This window comes from Nocardioides sp. CCNWLW216 (genome assembly GCF_037120545.1).
GTDB lineage: Bacteria > Actinomycetota > Actinomycetes > Propionibacteriales > Nocardioidaceae > Nocardioides > Nocardioides lianchengensis.
The window spans coordinates 364,696-378,676 of the sequence record NZ_JBBBBJ010000004.1; the positions used below are offsets into that span (position 1 = coordinate 364,696).

The 13,981-nt window shown below is 73.5% G+C and carries 16 protein-coding genes; 8 read left to right on the forward strand and 8 right to left on the reverse strand.

The features are described from left to right. Positions 1-4 precede the first annotated feature (4 nt). The 3 genes from V7S47_RS11945 to V7S47_RS11955 all read right to left on the reverse strand — a co-directional run bounded on the left by V7S47_RS11945 (position 5) and on the right by V7S47_RS11955 (position 3,003). Positions 5-529, reverse strand: a complete 525-nt coding sequence (locus V7S47_RS11945) for an MSMEG_0572/Sll0783 family nitrogen starvation response protein (RefSeq protein WP_090855179.1) — start codon at positions 527-529, stop codon at positions 5-7. 48 nt (positions 530-577) lie between these two features. Beyond that, positions 578-1,402: an amidohydrolase family protein gene (locus V7S47_RS11950; RefSeq protein WP_336561754.1), complete on the reverse strand. Its 825-nt coding sequence runs from the start codon at positions 1,400-1,402 to the stop codon at positions 578-580. Between the two features lie 509 nt (positions 1,403-1,911). After that, the gene (locus V7S47_RS11955; RefSeq protein WP_336561755.1) at positions 1,912-3,003 is read right to left on the reverse strand and encodes an LLM class flavin-dependent oxidoreductase; all 1,092 of its coding nucleotides are present in this window, start codon (positions 3,001-3,003) and stop codon (positions 1,912-1,914) included. A gap of 67 nt (positions 3,004-3,070) precedes the next feature. On the opposite strand from V7S47_RS11955, the gene V7S47_RS11960 reads away from it, so the two are divergent. Then, positions 3,071-3,982 (forward strand): MBL fold metallo-hydrolase, encoded by a 912-nt coding sequence (locus V7S47_RS11960; RefSeq protein ID WP_336561756.1) that lies wholly within the window; start codon positions 3,071-3,073, stop codon positions 3,980-3,982. Between the two features lies 1 nt (position 3,983). Here V7S47_RS11960 and V7S47_RS11965 read toward each other — a convergent pair whose 3' ends face one another. Next, complete coding sequence (locus tag V7S47_RS11965) at positions 3,984-5,054, reverse strand: alkene reductase (protein ID WP_336561757.1); 1,071 nt, start codon at positions 5,052-5,054, stop codon at positions 3,984-3,986. Positions 5,055-5,110: 56 nt separating this feature from the next. Further along, complete coding sequence (locus V7S47_RS11970; RefSeq protein WP_336561758.1) at positions 5,111-6,088, reverse strand: helix-turn-helix transcriptional regulator; 978 nt, start codon at positions 6,086-6,088, stop codon at positions 5,111-5,113. A gap of 56 nt (positions 6,089-6,144) precedes the next feature. Here V7S47_RS11970 and V7S47_RS11975 point away from each other — a divergent pair, with 56 nt between their 5' ends. The 5 genes from V7S47_RS11975 to V7S47_RS11995 are packed head-to-tail and all read left to right on the forward strand — an operon-like array spanning position 6,145 to position 9,428. Beyond that, on the forward strand, positions 6,145-6,726 hold the full coding sequence (locus tag V7S47_RS11975) for a DinB family protein (RefSeq protein WP_336561759.1): 582 nt from the start codon (positions 6,145-6,147) through the stop codon (positions 6,724-6,726). After that, complete coding sequence (locus V7S47_RS11980) at positions 6,723-7,301, forward strand: mycothiol transferase (protein WP_336561760.1); 579 nt, start codon at positions 6,723-6,725, stop codon at positions 7,299-7,301. Before V7S47_RS11975 ends, V7S47_RS11980 begins: the two co-directional genes overlap by 4 nt. Beyond that, positions 7,298-7,852 carry a cysteine hydrolase family protein gene (locus V7S47_RS11985; protein WP_336561761.1) on the forward strand — a complete coding sequence of 185 codons (555 nt, stop codon included), beginning with the start codon at positions 7,298-7,300 and terminating at the stop codon, positions 7,850-7,852. The genes V7S47_RS11980 and V7S47_RS11985 overlap by 4 nt, the downstream gene beginning before the upstream one ends. Before the next feature lie 43 nt (positions 7,853-7,895). Continuing rightward, the gene (locus tag V7S47_RS11990) at positions 7,896-8,429 is read left to right on the forward strand and encodes a pyridoxamine 5'-phosphate oxidase family protein (RefSeq protein WP_336561762.1); all 534 of its coding nucleotides are present in this window, start codon (positions 7,896-7,898) and stop codon (positions 8,427-8,429) included. A gap of 36 nt (positions 8,430-8,465) precedes the next feature. Beyond that, positions 8,466-9,428 (forward strand): haloalkane dehalogenase, encoded by a 963-nt coding sequence (locus V7S47_RS11995; protein ID WP_336561763.1) that lies wholly within the window; start codon positions 8,466-8,468, stop codon positions 9,426-9,428. 16 nt (positions 9,429-9,444) lie between these two features. Here V7S47_RS11995 and V7S47_RS12000 read toward each other — a convergent pair whose 3' ends face one another. Both V7S47_RS12000 and V7S47_RS12005 read right to left on the reverse strand, forming a co-directional pair. After that, entirely contained in the window at positions 9,445-10,116 is a 672-nt protein-coding gene (locus V7S47_RS12000) for a sulfotransferase family 2 domain-containing protein (RefSeq protein ID WP_336561764.1), read from the reverse strand. A 97-nt stretch (positions 10,117-10,213) separates the two neighbouring features. Beyond that, a complete protein-coding gene (locus V7S47_RS12005; RefSeq protein ID WP_336561765.1) occupies positions 10,214-10,996 on the reverse strand; it encodes an enoyl-CoA hydratase/isomerase family protein in 783 nt (260 codons plus the stop codon). A 55-nt stretch (positions 10,997-11,051) separates the two neighbouring features. On the opposite strand from V7S47_RS12005, the gene V7S47_RS12010 reads away from it, so the two are divergent. Beyond that, a complete protein-coding gene (locus tag V7S47_RS12010) occupies positions 11,052-11,978 on the forward strand; it encodes a DNA-3-methyladenine glycosylase family protein (RefSeq protein WP_336561766.1) in 927 nt (308 codons plus the stop codon). 13 nt (positions 11,979-11,991) lie between these two features. Next, the gene (locus V7S47_RS12015; protein ID WP_336561767.1) at positions 11,992-12,936 is read left to right on the forward strand and encodes an SCP2 sterol-binding domain-containing protein; all 945 of its coding nucleotides are present in this window, start codon (positions 11,992-11,994) and stop codon (positions 12,934-12,936) included. Between the two features lie 3 nt (positions 12,937-12,939). Here V7S47_RS12015 and V7S47_RS12020 read toward each other — a convergent pair whose 3' ends face one another. Next, complete coding sequence (locus tag V7S47_RS12020) at positions 12,940-13,965, reverse strand: aldo/keto reductase (RefSeq protein WP_336561768.1); 1,026 nt, start codon at positions 13,963-13,965, stop codon at positions 12,940-12,942. Positions 13,966-13,981: the final 16 nt, after the last annotated feature.

The following is a 13,981-nucleotide window of genomic DNA, read 5'->3' on the forward strand; positions in this document are numbered from 1 at the left end:
GGCCTCAGAGGTTGTAGACGGAGTTGATGATGGCGCCCTTGTTGGCGAAGTGGATGACCGCGTCCTGCACGTCCAGCGGGTGGCAGGGGATCACGCCCTCGATCAGGTCCTCCTCGCGCTGCCCGTGCAGGGCCATCCCGAAGCGGCAGCACAGCACCGTGCCGCCCTCCTTGATGAAGGTCTTGATGGCGTCGTTCATGTTCTGGTTGCCCGGGAAGGCCACGTCGCCCGTGGTCGGGAAGCCGCGGGTGTCGGCGCACGCCAGCGCGCCGGGCCCGTAGAAGTAGAGCGTCGCGTCGAAGCCCTTGCGCAGCGCGCGGGTGGTCTGCAGCACCGCCACGAAGCTGACCGAGGACTCGTGCGGGATGCCGTGGACCAGGGTCAGCCACGCCTGGCCCTCGCTGGCCTGGTAGTCCGGGAAGAGCTTGGTGGAGCCGTAGAGGTTGGTCCCCTTGGCCTGCGAGGGGTGGGGGATCTCGCTGACCGACTTCTGCATGTTGGCGAGGATCTCGTCGTCGAACGCGGGCATCGCATCTCCTGGTGTGGTGGTGGGTGTCGCTCTCGGGTGGTGCGTCTCTCAGCCGTAGAGGGCCTCGAAGTTCTGGTGGAAGAAGGCGGCGGCCAGGTCGCCGTCGCCGGCGGCGGCGCGGAGCCGGGCGTGCTCGCCCTCGAAGTCGCCCCACGGGGTGTCGGTGGCGAAGAGCACGCGGTCGTGGCCGATCCCGCGGCGCTCGATCTCGGCGACCAGCCAGGTCGGCGCGAAGCCGATCGCCCAGCTGGTGTCGGTGTAGACGCGTTTGCCGGACTCGATCCAGTCGAAGAGCCGGTGGCCGATCAGCTTCAGGTGGCCGCTCATGCCGCCGCCCAGATGGACCAGGTGGATCTTGGTGGCGTCGCCGTACCTCTCGACGAGCTGGCCGACCTGGTCCAGGTCGGACGCCGCGCCGGGGGAGGTGTGCACGTGCACGACCAGGTCCCGCTCGGCGGCGGTGGTGAAGATCCGGTCCAGCTGCTCGGCGCAGTCGGGGTCGGTCGGGCTGCCGCCCAGCAGGAAGCTGGTCTTCAGGGCCCGGACCCCGTCCTCGCCGGCCAGCGCCAGCGCCTCGTCGTTGCGGGCCCCGTCGGACGCCTTCGGGCTCACCCACAGCCCGCACCGCACCCGGTCGTCGGCCTGCGCGGCCTCGACGGCCAGGTGGTTGAACCCGAAGGCCAGGTCCGGGTCCGGCACGCCGTAGTTCGGCAGCACCAGCGTCCGCCCCACGCCCTCGGCGTCCAGCGTCGCCAGGAACTCCTGCACCGTCGCGGTCGCGGTGGTGTCCGGACTCACCGGCGGCCCGCCGTAGAAGGCGTACGCCGGCAGCACGCCGATGTGGCGGTGGGCGTCGTGAGGGGAGACGGGCATGGCGGCAACGCTCCGCCGGTGTCGTTTCCGACTGGTTACGGCAGGAATGCGATGTGCGACCCAGCGCGTAAGGATCCTGTTACCCGACGGCGCCCCTCCGCTGGTTGAGGTGCGAGGAGCGCTAGCGACGAGCCTCGAAACCCGTGAGCCGGGAGTCGGCCCGGGTCGGGGTGGTCTGTCGACAAGACGGGTTTCGAGGCTCGCTTCGCTCGCACCTCAACCAGCGTGGGTGGGGCTGTGCGCTGGTTGAGGTGTGAGGAGCGCTAGCGACGAGCCTCGAAACCCGGTGAGCCGGCGGACGCGCTGGTTGAGGTGTGAGGAGCGCTAGCGACGAGCCTCGAAACCCGGTGAGCCGGCGGACGCGCTGGTTGAGGTGTGAGGAGCGCTAGCGACGAGCCTCGAAACCCGGTGAGCCGGGAGTCGGCCCGGGTCAAGGCCTCCCGGGTGCGGGAGTGCCGTCAAGGTTGCTGCGCGACCTGCTCCACCACCGGCGGTGGTCGACGGCTGCGTCAGACGGTCACCGGGTCGCCCGTCAGCTCGCGCAGCCGCGGCAGCAGCGTGCGCCCGACCCGCTCGACCTCCTCGCGGTACGGCGTGTCGGAGGGGATGAACTGCTCGACGCCGAGCCGGTGGTAGGCCGCCAGCGCCAGCGCGACGTCCTCGGGCGAGCCGACCAGCCAGGTCGTCCCGGCGCCGCCCCCGCCGACCGTGCCCGGGCGGGTGTAGAGGCAGGTGTCGAGCACGTCGCCGCGCTCGTGCAGGTCGAGGAGCCGCTGCTGGCCGACGGCCTTCCCGCGGTGCCGCTCGCTGGTCGGGGTGCCCGGCCGCCCGGCGAGCGCGTCGACCTTGGCCTCGGCGTCGCGCCAGGCCTCCTCGGTGGTCTCCCGGACCACGGTGGTGATCCGCAGCCCGAAGCGCAGCGGCGCGACCCGGTCGTGGTCGCGCTCCAGGGTGCGCAGCCTCGAGATCCGCTCGGCGATGTCGGCCAACGGCTCGCCCCAGAACAGCTGGACGTCGGCGTGCGCGGCCGCGGTGCGCTCGGCGGCCGGGGAGGCGCCGCCGAAGTAGAGGGTCGGGTGTCGGCGCTCACCCTCCGTGTGCGGGCGCGGTACGACGCTCGCGTGGTCGACCCGGTAGTGCTCGCCGTGGAAGGTGACGTCCTCCTCGGTCCAGAGCCGCCGGACCAGCTGCATGAACTCCGCGGTGCGGGCGTAGCGGGTCGGCTGGTCGACCTGCGCGTCACCGTACGCCGCGGGGTCGTCCTGCCCGGAGACCACGTTGACCAGCATCCGCCCGCCGCTGAGCGCGTCGAGCGTGGCGCCCGCGGCCGCGAACTGCGCCGGCGACCAGTAGCCCGGCCGGGCGGCGACCAGCGGCCGGAAGGTCGAGGTGCGGGCGGCCAGCGCGGTGGCGACGGTCAGCGTGTCCGGGCGGCCCCAGCCGGTCCCGATCAGCGCCCCGCCCCAGCCGGAGCGCTCGCAGCGCTGCGCGAGGTCCGTCGAGTAGTCGAGGGTGCCCCAGCCGTCGCTGACCGTGGTGGTGTCGCCACGGTGGCCGGACGTCGCGTCGTTGGGCAGGTACCAGAGGTGGTCGGCGCTCATGCCGATCCACCATAGGCTACTAATTCAGTAGAAATAAATGGTTCCTAGGGCCACTACTGTCCCCGGCATGCGACTCAAGCTGGGACGGCCCGACCTGGGCCGCTACGCCGACCGTTTCGACGTGCCCGAGGCGACCGGCGGCCTCTCGGTCACCTTCCTGGGCGTGGCCAGCCTGCTGGTCGACGACGGGACGACGGCCGTCCTGACCGACGGGTTCTTCTCGCGACCGCCGCTGCTGCAGGTCGGCCTCGGCAAGGTGGCCCCCGACCGGGCCCGGATCGACGCCGCGCTCGCTCGCGCGGGCATCGACCGCCTGGCCGCGGTGGCGCCGGTGCATACGCACTTCGACCACGCGCTGGACTCCGCCGTGGTGGCCGACCTGACCGGGGCCGACCTGCTGGGTGGCGGGTCGGCGGCGAACGTCGGCCGCGGCCACGGGCTGGCCGCCGACCGGATCCGCGTGCTGACGGACGGCGACACCGTCACGTACGGCGACCTCGCGCTCACGTTCGTCGAGTCCCACCACTGCCCGCCGGACCGGTTCCCGGGGGCGATCGAGGCGCCCGTCGTACCACCGGTTCGCGCACGGGCCTACCGCTGCGGGGAGGCGTGGTCGATCCTCGTCGCGCACGCCGGCGGCCGGACCGCGCTGGTCCAGGGCAGCGCCGGCTTCGTGCCCGGCTCGCTCGCCGGACGGCGCGCCGAGGTGGCCTATCTGGGCGTCGGCCAGCTCGGGGTCCAGGACGAGGACTACGTGCGGACCTACTGGGACGAGACGGTGGCGACGGTCGGTGCCCGCGAGGTGGTGCTCGTCCACTGGGACGACTTCTTCCGCCCGCTCGACCGTCCGTTGCGCGCCCTGCCCTACCTGGGCGACGACCTCGACGTCACGGTGCGCCTGCTCGACGAGCTGGCGCACCGTGACGGGGTCCGGGTCCGGTTCCCCACGCTGTGGCGGCGCGAGGATCCGTGGTCGTGAGTCAGTCGTCGAGGGCCGGGTAGTCGGTGTAGCCCTCGGCGCCGCCGCCGTAGAAGGTGTCCGGGTTCGGCTCGTTGAGCTCCGCACCGGTCTGCCACCGCTTCGGCAGGTCGGGGTTGGCCAGGAAGAGCCGCCCGACGGCGACGGCGTCGGCCAGGTCCTTGTCGAGGATCTCCTGGGCCGACTCGCGGGTGGTGAGCTCGCCGAAGCCGCTGTTGAGGATCGTGACGCCGCCGAAGGTGCGGCGCAGGTCCTGGGTGAGGTCGGCCTTCGGGTCGGCCAGGATGCTGAGGTAGGCGAGGCCGAGCGGCGCCACCGCCTCCAGGAAGGTCGTGTACGTCGCCGCGACGTCCGCGGGCTCGTCCTCGGTGGCGCCCTGGATGTTGTGGGCGGGGGAGATCCGCAGGCCGACCCGGTCCGGGCCGATCGCCTCGGCGACCGCCCGGGTCACCTCGATCGCGAAGCGGGCGCGGTTCTCGGGCGAGCCGCCGTACGCGTCGGTCCGGTGGTTCGAGCCCGGGGCGAGGAACTGGTGGATCAGGTAGCCGTTGGCGGCGTGCACCTCGACGCCGTCGAGGCCGGCCTCGACCGCGTTCCGCGCGGCCTGGACGTAGCCCTCGACGACCGACGGGATCTCGTTCAGGGCGATCTCGCGCGGCGTCGGGTGCGGCTTCGGGCCGTCGGGGGTGAACATCTCGTTCGGCGCGGCGATCGCGCTCGGCGCGATGACCTCCTGGCCGCCGGTGTTGTCGGGGTGCGAGACCCGGCCGGCGTGCATGAGCTGGGCGACGATCCGGCCGCCGTTCGCGTGCACGGCGTCGGCCACCCGGCGCCAGCCGGCCAGCTGCTCGGCGGAGTGGAAGCCGGGCGTGTCGAGGTAGCCCTGGCCCTCGGCGGTGGGCTGGCTGCCCTCGGTGATGATCAGGCCGGCGGAGGCGCGCTGGGCGTAGTACTCCACCGCGAGGTCGCCGGGCACGGTGCCGGTCGCGCGGTTGCGGGTCAGCGGCGCCATCACGAGGCGGTTCGGCAGCGTCCAGGCGCCGGCGGTCAGGGATTCGAAGAGATCAGCCATGCTCGGCACAGCGACGACCGGTGGCCGTCTGTTCCGGATCGGGGCGGTGAGGAGCCTCACCGTGTGAAGGCGGCTCCGTCGGGGTTGGCGGCCGCCAGCAACCGCCGGCCGAGCGCCTCGACGGTGGCCCGCAGCTCCGGACCGCCCTCGACATGGAACGGCGCGGGAAGGGTGGCCAGCTGCTCCGCGAAGTAGACCGGGTTGCCGGTCGAGGCGACCAGCCGGGTGGTGGCGGCGTCGACCGGCTCCAGGCGGCCCATGGTCCGCGGCACGCACCGGCGCAGGTCCTCGACGGGCGCGTCGACGAGCACGCGGACGTCGTACTCCCAGCCGATCGCCAGGTTCTCCTCGAGCAGGGCGACGGGGTCGAGGTCCGCCGGTGGGACGAAGGTGTCGGCGAGGGGCTCGACGTGGCACACCCGGTCGACCCGGTAGGTCCGCACGGCGTCGGCGCGCAGCGAGCGGCACACGAGGTACCACCGGCCGTAGCGCACCACCACGGCCCAGGGCTCCACCTCGGCGTCCCACTCCCGGCCGCCCTCGGAGCGGTAGGCGACGCGCACCCGGCGGCGCTCGGCGCACGCCTCGACCAGGGCGACGGTGGTGCCGGGGTCGGGGCGGGAGCCGGAGCGGTCCGGCACCGGCGCCGTCGTACGGCGGACCGCCTCGGCCTGGGCCGCGACGCTGCGGGGCAGCGCCCGCAGCAGCTTGCCGAGCGCACGTCCGACCGGCCCGTCGGTGTCGGCGGCGTCGTGCTGGCCGTCGAGCGCCGCCATCACCAGCCCGAGCGCCTCGTCGCCGCTGAACAGCAGCGGCGGCGGCCGCATCCCGCGGCCCAGTCGGTAGCCGCCCGCCGGTCCGCGCACCGACTCCACCGGGATGTCGGCCTCGCGCAGGATGCCGACGTACCGGCGTACGGCGCGGGGTGTGACGCCCAGCCGCGCACCCAGCCGCTCGGCCGTGATGCCGGGGGAGTCCTGCAGGACCTCGAGCGCGAGCAGGGCCCGTGCGGTGGGACTGGCGTCGATCGTCACGAGGAAATCTCCGATGCGGAAGCAGATCGTCCGCAATGGATCCTACGCTCGGGGACATGGACGACGAGGAGTGGATGCAGGACGGCGGCCCGGCCCTGATCGGCGTGGGCGCCGAGACCGACGTCGCCGGCTACCACGAGGCCTTCCGGCACCTGGAGGAGCTGTGGGACGGGACGGTCGGGAGGGCTCGTGCGCTCGATCCGGCGCTGCTGCACGAGCAGGTCGGCGGCGAGTGGTCGTTTACCGAGACGCTGCGTCACCTGCCCTTCGCGACCGAGAGCTGGGTCGGCCGGGGCGTGCTCCAGCTCCCGGCCCCGTGGCACCCGCTGTCGCTGCCGTGGGACCAGATGGAGGACTCGCCGGGCATCCCGCGCGACCGCGCCGTACGCCCCTCGCTCGACGAGGTGCTCGCGCTGCGTGCGGACCGGCAGGCCCTGGTCCACCGCGCCCTCGACCAGGTCGGCGACACGCACCTCGATGACGTCTGCACCATCCCCGAGGGCAGCGCGTGGCCGCCTCCGGGCGAGCAGCTGCCGCTCCGGGAGTGCTTCAACACCGTGATCAACGAGGAGTGGTGGCACCGGCGGTTCGCCGAGCGCGACCTCGCCGTCCTCATCGAACGAGAGGCATCGTCATGACCGACTGGTGGGAGCCGCCCTTCCACGGCACCGAGGCCGAGCAGCTGATCGGGGCGCTCGACCGGCAGCGCGCGACGTTCCGGTTCAAGGCCGACGGCCTGGACGCCGCTGGCCTCGCGTCGCAGCCGATCGCGAGCTCGTCGCTGAGCCTCGGCGGGCTGCTGAAGCACCTGGCCGCGGTGGAGGCGACGTACGCGTTCTGGAAGGCGTTCGGCGAGAATCCGGGCGAGCCGTGGGCGTCGGCCGACTGGGAGGGCGACCCGGGGTGGGACTTCCGCAGCGCCGCCGACGACAGCCCCGCCGAGCTCTACGCCCGCTACGACGACACGGTGGCCCGGGCCCGCGCGCGGGTGACCGAGGCGATCGCCACGGCCGGCCTCGACCAGCCCGTCCACGTCACCGGCCCCGACGGCACTCCGGCGAACCTGCGCCGCCTGATCGGCGACCTGCTCGAGGAGTACGGCCGCCACACCGGTCACGCCGACCTGCTCCGCGAGGCGATCGACGGCGTGACCGGCGAGGACCCCACCCCCGGCTGGACCCCCACCACCCCCGCTCCTGGAGGAGACGCATGACCACGCTGACCGACCGCCCGCACACCGCCCTCGTCGTGATCGACGTCCAGATCGGCGTCGTCGGCGACGCCCACGACCGCGACCGGGTCGTGGCCAACGTCGCCACCCTCGTCGACAAGGCCCGCGAGGCGGGCACCCCGGTCGTCTGGGTCCAGCACTCGCACCCCGAGCACCTGCCGATCGACTCCGCCGGCTGGCAGTACGTCCCCGAGCTGACCGTCGCCGACGGCGAGCCGGTCGTCCGCAAGACCTACGCCGACTCCTTCGAGGACACCGACCTCGAGGAGGTCCTCGCCGCCGGCCGCATCGGACGGCTGGTGGTCGCCGGTGCGCAGACCGACGAGTGCATCCGCTCGACCCTGCACGGTGCGCTGGTCCGCGGCTACGACGCCACCCTGGTCTCCGACGCGCACACCACCGAGGACCAGAGCGCGTACGGCGCCCCGACCCCCGACCTGGTCATCGCCCACACCAACCTCTACTGGCAGTACCACCGCGCCCCCGGTCGCGAGGCCGGCGTCGTCACGACCGCGGAGGCGACCTTCTCCTGAGGGCTCGCGATGAGTCCTGGGGCCGGGGCCGGTCGGCACCTCCATGACCACCACCAACCTCGCCGACCTGTACGACCTCGCGCCCCTGGACTGGGCCCGGGTCACCGCTCGCCTGGACGCCGGCTTCGAGCAGGCGCCCGGGGGAGGCGGCCCGGACCGGCACACCTGCTGGCTCACCACGCTCAACGCCGACGGCAGCCCGCACGTCACCGGCATCGGCGCGCTCTGGGCCGAGGGCTCGTTCTGGTTCGAGACCGGACTCACGACGCGCAAGGGCCGCAACCTGCTGCGCGACCCGCGGTGCGCGCTGAGCCTGGCGACCGACGTGTTCGACCTGTCGCTCGGCGGCACGGCCACCGTGGTGAGCGACCCCGACGTCGTGGCCGCGCGGACCGCCGAGTGGTCGGCCGACGGTGGCTGGCCGTGTCGCGTCGACGAGAGCGGTACGGCGCTCACCGCGGAGTTCAGTGCCCCCTCGGCCGGGTCGCCGCCGTGGCACGTGTTCCGGATCGACGCCCGCTCGGCCGCCGCGGTCGAGACCGTCGAGCCGGGCGGTGCCACGCGCTGGGACTTCTGACCGCGGCCGCGGGCGTCCCGGGCCAGACTGGCTCGCGTGACGCACGTGCGCCGTACCCCTGACGAGCGGTTCGCCGCCCTGCCCGGCTTCCCCTTCGAGCCCCGGTACGTCGAGGTCCGCGCCGACGGGGTCGAGCCGCTGCGGATGCACCACCTCGACGAGGGCCCCGCGGACGGACCGGTGGCGCTGCTGTTGCACGGCCAGCCGACCTGGTCCTACCTCTACCGGCACGTGATCCCGGTGCTGGTCGCCGCCGGGATCCGGGTCGTCGCCCCCGACAACATCGGGTTCGGTCGCTCCGACAAGCCGACCGAGCGGACGGACTACACGCTGGAGCGGCACGTCGCGTGGACCCGCAGCCTCGTCGCCGCCCTCGACCTGCGCGACGTCACCCTGGTCGCCCAGGACTGGGGCGGCCCGATCGGGCTGAGCGTCCTCGCCGCGGAGCCGGACCGGTTCGCCCGGGTCGTCGCCGCCAACACCATCCTGCACACCGCCGACCCGGCGCTCGACGGTCGGCTGACCTGGGCGCTGCACGGCACGGGGGACTCGCGGGTGGTGGTCGAGGAGGCGCTGCTTGACTACCTCCTGCACTGCGTCCGCGCGCCCGAGCTGAGGGCCGGCGACTTCGTCGGAGCGGCTACCGCGCACCCGCTCGCCCCCGAGGTCCTCGCGGCGTACGACGCGCCCTTCCCGGACGCCGAGCACACCGCCGGGCTGCGCCAGATGACGGCGCTGCTCCCGCTCACCCGCCGCGACGCCGGTGCGCGGATCGGCCGTCGTACCTGGCGGGCGCTGGAGGCCTTCGACCGGCCGTTCGTCACCTGCTACTCCGACGGCGACCCCGCCACCCGCGGTTGGGACCGGGTCTTCCAGGAGCGGGTGCCCGGCGCACGCGGACGCGACCACGTCACGATCGCGGGTGCCGGGCACTTCCTGCAGGAGGACGCCGGGGCCGAGCTGGGTCGGGTCGTCGCCGAGGTGGTCCGGACGACGTAGCGGCCGCCCTGGGCCCCTAGGTCGCCGACAGGGCGTAGCCGAAGCGCTCGTAGTCGGTCCGGTAGAAGTCGCCGATGCGCTCCAGGAGCGCGGGCGACACCGAGACCTCCGAGCTCCGGACCCCGGCCAGTCGGCGACTCCTCAGTGCGTGCGGGAGGTCGCCCTCCAGGCCGAGGTCGAACCGGTCATTCAGGTCCGCGGCCACCGACTCCAGGCCGTCCTCCATGTGGTAGACCTCCGCGCCCGGCACCAGGAACTCGCTCTGTGGCCGGAGGTGGTTGTCGAGCGTGTAGGGGTCCAGGTCGTAGCGCGCCATGGCCCAGTCCCAGAACTGTGCCACCGGCCCGGGCTCGGTGCTGATCGTGCCGTCGGGCTGCTTGCTCGGCGGTTGGAAGTGCGAGCTGGAGTTGCGCATGACGTACTCGGACCGGAACCGCGCGACCGGGTCGCGGGCCACCAGGAACACGAGGTCGAAGCGGTCGAGGCGGAAGACCTGCTCGAGGAGCGCGAGGTGGAAGTGCTGCGGGGAGCAGCGCAGCTTCCGGTACAGGTCGGCGTCGGTGTTGGGGGTGACCCGTCCCTCCATCGCCCACCCGGACCGGGTGAACAGCTTCTCGAGACTGGTGCCGCCGGTCTTGGGGATGTGGACGAACAGGACCGAGCGGCCGTCCTTCAGGAAGACAGGCATGGACTGGCGACTCTCTGGTTCGGCGACGAGGAGGAGCTCCGCTCCGGGCCGCGACGATACGGCACGTGCCCGGCCCTCGATCCCGAGGGCGGGCGGCTCACCACCCCGGTGGCAGCGAGGTGAAGTCGGGCTCGCGCCCCTCGGCGAACGCGGCCAGCGCCTCGAGGTTGGCCGGGCCGCCCATCAGCTCGGCGAAGGCGGCGTTCTCGCGCTCGCGGGCGGCGTCGATCCCGGCACGCAAAGGAGCGGTCATCGCCCGCTTCACGGCGACCAGGGACGAGATCGGCCGCCGGGCGAGCAGGGTCGCGTGCCGGGTCGCCTCGGCGACGAGGTCGGCGGGCTCGCAGACCCGCCAGACCAGACCCATCGCCAACGCCTCCTGCGCGGAGATCCACTCCGCCGACAGCAGCACCCAGGCGGCGTCCTGGCGACCCAGCAGCCGGGGGAGCAGGTACGACGACGCCGCCTCCGGAGCGACTCCCAGCGACGTGAACGGGCACTTCAGCCGGGCCGTGGACGCCATGAACGCGAGGTCGGCGAAGCCGAGGATCGTCGTCCCGATGCCCAGGCCGACGCCGTTGACCGCGCACACGAGCGGCTTGGGGAAGTCGACCAGCGCGTCGACCAGCCCGACGAAGCCGTGCTCGCCGCGCTCGAACGTGGGGTCGGTGGCGATCCGCTGCATCTCCAGCAGGTCGGTGCCGGCGCTGAACCCTCGGCCGTTCCCGGTCAGCAGGACCACCGCCACCGCGGGGTCGGCCGCGGCGTCGAGCAGGGCCTGCGCGGTGGCGTCGTACAGGGCCTCGTTGAAGGCGTTGAGCGCCTCGGGCCGGTCCAGGGTCAGCGTGCGGACGCGGTCGCGGTCGGAGATCTGCAGCATGATCCCGGAGACTAGAACAGGTTCCACTGTCCGTGGGGTGACGTACCGTCGGGACGTGTCCTCCCTGACCCGCGTGTGGCGCCCCGACTGGCCGTGCGGGGTCCAGATGATGCGGATCCACAAGCGAGGCGGTGGCGACCCCACCTACCGCATCGACGACGACCGGCACTGGCGCGGGATCCGCACGCCCCAGGGCCCGGCGACGCTCGTCCTCTGGTCGCGCCCGGCTCTCGGCGAGGTGCACGCGGAGGCGTGGGGGCCCGGTGCCGGGTGGGTGCTCGACGCGGTCCCCGGACTGCTCGGCGCCGACGACGACCCGACCGGCTTCGACCCTCAGCACCCCGTGCTGGCCGAGCTGGTCCGTCGGTACGGCGAGTTGCGGATCGGCCGCAGCGGGCTGGTGATGGAGTCGTTGGTCCCGGCGATCATCGAGCAGAAGGTGACCGGCCAGGAGGCCTTCGCGGGCTTCCGGATGCTCGTCCACCGCTTCGGCGAGCGGGCGCCCGGCGCGGGGGCCGACCGGTCCCTGTGGGTCCAGCCCGACGCGGCGACCCTGCGCACGGTGCCGTCGTGGGAGTGGCTGCGGATGCACGTCGATCCCGCGCGCTCCCGGACGGTCGTGACCGCGGCGCGGGTCGCCGACTCCCTGGAGCGCACGCTGACGGTGCCCCACGACGAGGCGGCGCGGCGGCTGACCTCGCTGCCCGGCATCGGCCGCTGGACGGCCGCCGAGACCCTGCAGCGCGCCCACGGCGACCCCGACGCGGTGTCCTTCGGCGACTACCACGTCGCCAGGGACATCGGCTGGGCGCTGACCGGCGAGCCGTTCGACGACGACCAGCTGGAGGAGTTCCTCGAGCCCTACCGGCCGCACCGCGGTCGGGTGCAGGCCCTCCTCGGCATCGCCCGGCTCCGCCGGCCGCGCCACGGCGCCCGCATGGCCCCGCGGACGCACCTCCCGGCGACGGTCACCCGGCCGTGATATCTGTTACCTGATGACACAGGTATCTCTGGGCCCGCTGCTCACCGCCTCCGCCGAGGAGGCCTCGGCGTACGTCGACGGGGCGGACCCGGAGGCGCTGGTCGCCGCCGTGCGCGCGGCCGCCGACAACGAGGTCCTCGCGCTCGTCGACCGTCCGGAGGTGCGCCGTGCCGCAGTCGGGGGCATCCTCGCCCGGCTCCACGAGTACGCCGACCCGCACCGGCTCGCCCTGCTGCACGGCTCGATCCGCTTCGACCTGGCCCGCCACGACCGGGTCGTCGAGCGTCACGTCCTCGTCGTCGACCACGGCCGGCTGGAGCTGGTCCCCGACGTGGCCGACGACGAGCCGGCCGACGTGGTGCTCGCGACCGGCGTCCTCGGCTTCGTGCGGCTGGTCAGCGGCGAGCGGAACGCCGGGCTGGAGCTGCTCGGCGGCGGCCTCGACGTGGTCGGTGACACCGACCTGGCGCTGGCCCTCGGCGGCATCTTCGTGGTGCCCGGCACCGACCGGGTGGCGGTCGACCCGACCCGCCTCGACCCGGTCGACGTCGCGACCGTGCTGGCCCACGTCGACGAGGCGCACCTGCGTCGGGTGATGTCGTCCGGGTTCCGCCCCGTGGTGCTCGACGAGATCTTCCGCCGGCTGCCCGAGTTCGTCGACGCCCGCAAGGCCGCCCGCTGCGACCTGACCGTCGGGTTCCGACTGCTGGGGGCGCCCGACGGGGAGGTGGAGCGTCGTACCGTCCGGGTGCTGAGGGGCGTCGCCACGGTGACCGCGGGCGACGAGGGCGAGGAGCGCGACGCCACCGTCACCTGCGAGGGCCACGACTTCCTCCGGCTCGCGACCGGTCACCTCTCCGCCGTCGCCGGCGTCCTGCGGGGGCGGCTGAAGGTGCGCGGCGACAAGGCGAAGGCGCTGAAGCTCGCCGACGTCATCGACTTCCCGCGGGCGCGGTAGGCCTCAGCGGCGCCGCAGGGCGGGGTCGAGCAGCGACGGCGGGGTGTCGACCTTCTCGTCGGGGGCCAGGTCCACCCCGGGCGCGACCACGTCGTCGATCGCGTCGAGCACGTCGGGGGACAGGACGGTGTCGGCGGCCGCGAGCTGGGCGTGCAGGTGGTCGAGGGTCCGCGGACCGATGAGCGCGCTGGTCACCCCGGGGTGGGCGGTGACGAAGCCGAGCGCGAGCTGGACCAGGGTCAGGCCGGCCTCGTCGGCGATGGTGACCAGCCGCTCGACGGCGTCCAGCTTGGCCCGATTGACCGGGTTCGCGAGGTCGAAGCGGTCCTGCACCCGCGCGAGCGACGCCCGGTTCGTGCTGATCTCGCGCCCGGCCCGGATCGCCCCCGACAGCCAGCCGCCGGCGAGCGGGCTCCAGACCAGGGTGCCGAGGCCGTACTCCTGCGTCACCGGCAGCACGTCGCGCTCGATCGCCCGCTGCAGGATCGAGTAGCCGGGCTGCTCGGTGACGAAGCGACCGAGGTGGTGCTCGCGCGCGGCCCACTGCGCCTGCACGATCCGGTAGGCGGGGTACGTCGAGCTGCCGAAGTAGCGGATCTTGCCCGCCCGCTGCAGATCGGTCAGCACCGACAGCGTCTCCTCGTCGCTGACCGTGGGGTCCCACCGGTGCACCTGGTAGAGGTCGAGGTGGTCGACGCCCAGCCGCCGCAGGCTGTTGTCGAGCTCGGTGGTGATCCAGCGGCGCGAGGCGCCCTGGTGGTTGCGCTCCTCGCTCATCGGGCCCCACACCTTCGTGGCCAGGACCAGGTCGTCGCGTCGGCCGGCGATCGCCCGGCCGACGATCTCCTCCGACTCGCCGACGCCGTACCAGTCGGCGGTGTCGATGACGTTGATCCCGGCCTCGAGGGCGGCGTCGACGAGGGCGGTGGCGTCGTCCGGGCCGACGCGGCCGAGGGCGCCGAAGTTCATCGCGCCGAGCGCGAGCGTGCTGACCCGGACGCCGGTGCGGCCGAGGATGCGGTACTGCATGACGGGTTCCTCCCGA

Excerpts from the sequence above, each read along its gene's own strand:
- V7S47_RS11945 (WP_090855179.1), bottom strand. The coding sequence starts at position 529 with ATGCCCGCGTTCGACGACGAGATCCTCGCCAACATGCAGAAGTCGGTC.
- V7S47_RS11950 (WP_336561754.1), bottom strand. The coding sequence starts at position 1,402 with ATGCCCGTCTCCCCTCACGACGCCCACCGCCACATCGGCGTGCTGCCG.
- V7S47_RS11955 (WP_336561755.1), bottom strand. The coding sequence starts at position 3,003 with ATGAGCGCCGACCACCTCTGGTACCTGCCCAACGACGCGACGTCCGGC.
- V7S47_RS11960 (WP_336561756.1), top strand. The coding sequence starts at position 3,071 with ATGCGACTCAAGCTGGGACGGCCCGACCTGGGCCGCTACGCCGACCGT.
- V7S47_RS11965 (WP_336561757.1), bottom strand. The coding sequence starts at position 5,054 with ATGGCTGATCTCTTCGAATCCCTGACCGCCGGCGCCTGGACGCTGCCG.
- V7S47_RS11975 (WP_336561759.1), top strand. The coding sequence starts at position 6,145 with ATGGACGACGAGGAGTGGATGCAGGACGGCGGCCCGGCCCTGATCGGC.
- V7S47_RS11980 (WP_336561760.1), top strand. The coding sequence starts at position 6,723 with ATGACCGACTGGTGGGAGCCGCCCTTCCACGGCACCGAGGCCGAGCAG.
- V7S47_RS11985 (WP_336561761.1), top strand. The coding sequence starts at position 7,298 with ATGACCACGCTGACCGACCGCCCGCACACCGCCCTCGTCGTGATCGAC.
- V7S47_RS11990 (WP_336561762.1), top strand. The coding sequence starts at position 7,896 with ATGACCACCACCAACCTCGCCGACCTGTACGACCTCGCGCCCCTGGAC.
- V7S47_RS12000 (WP_336561764.1), bottom strand. The coding sequence starts at position 10,116 with ATGCCTGTCTTCCTGAAGGACGGCCGCTCGGTCCTGTTCGTCCACATC.
- V7S47_RS12005 (WP_336561765.1), bottom strand. The coding sequence starts at position 10,996 with ATGCTGCAGATCTCCGACCGCGACCGCGTCCGCACGCTGACCCTGGAC.
- V7S47_RS12015 (WP_336561767.1), top strand. The coding sequence starts at position 11,992 with ATGACACAGGTATCTCTGGGCCCGCTGCTCACCGCCTCCGCCGAGGAG.
- V7S47_RS12020 (WP_336561768.1), bottom strand. The coding sequence starts at position 13,965 with ATGCAGTACCGCATCCTCGGCCGCACCGGCGTCCGGGTCAGCACGCTC.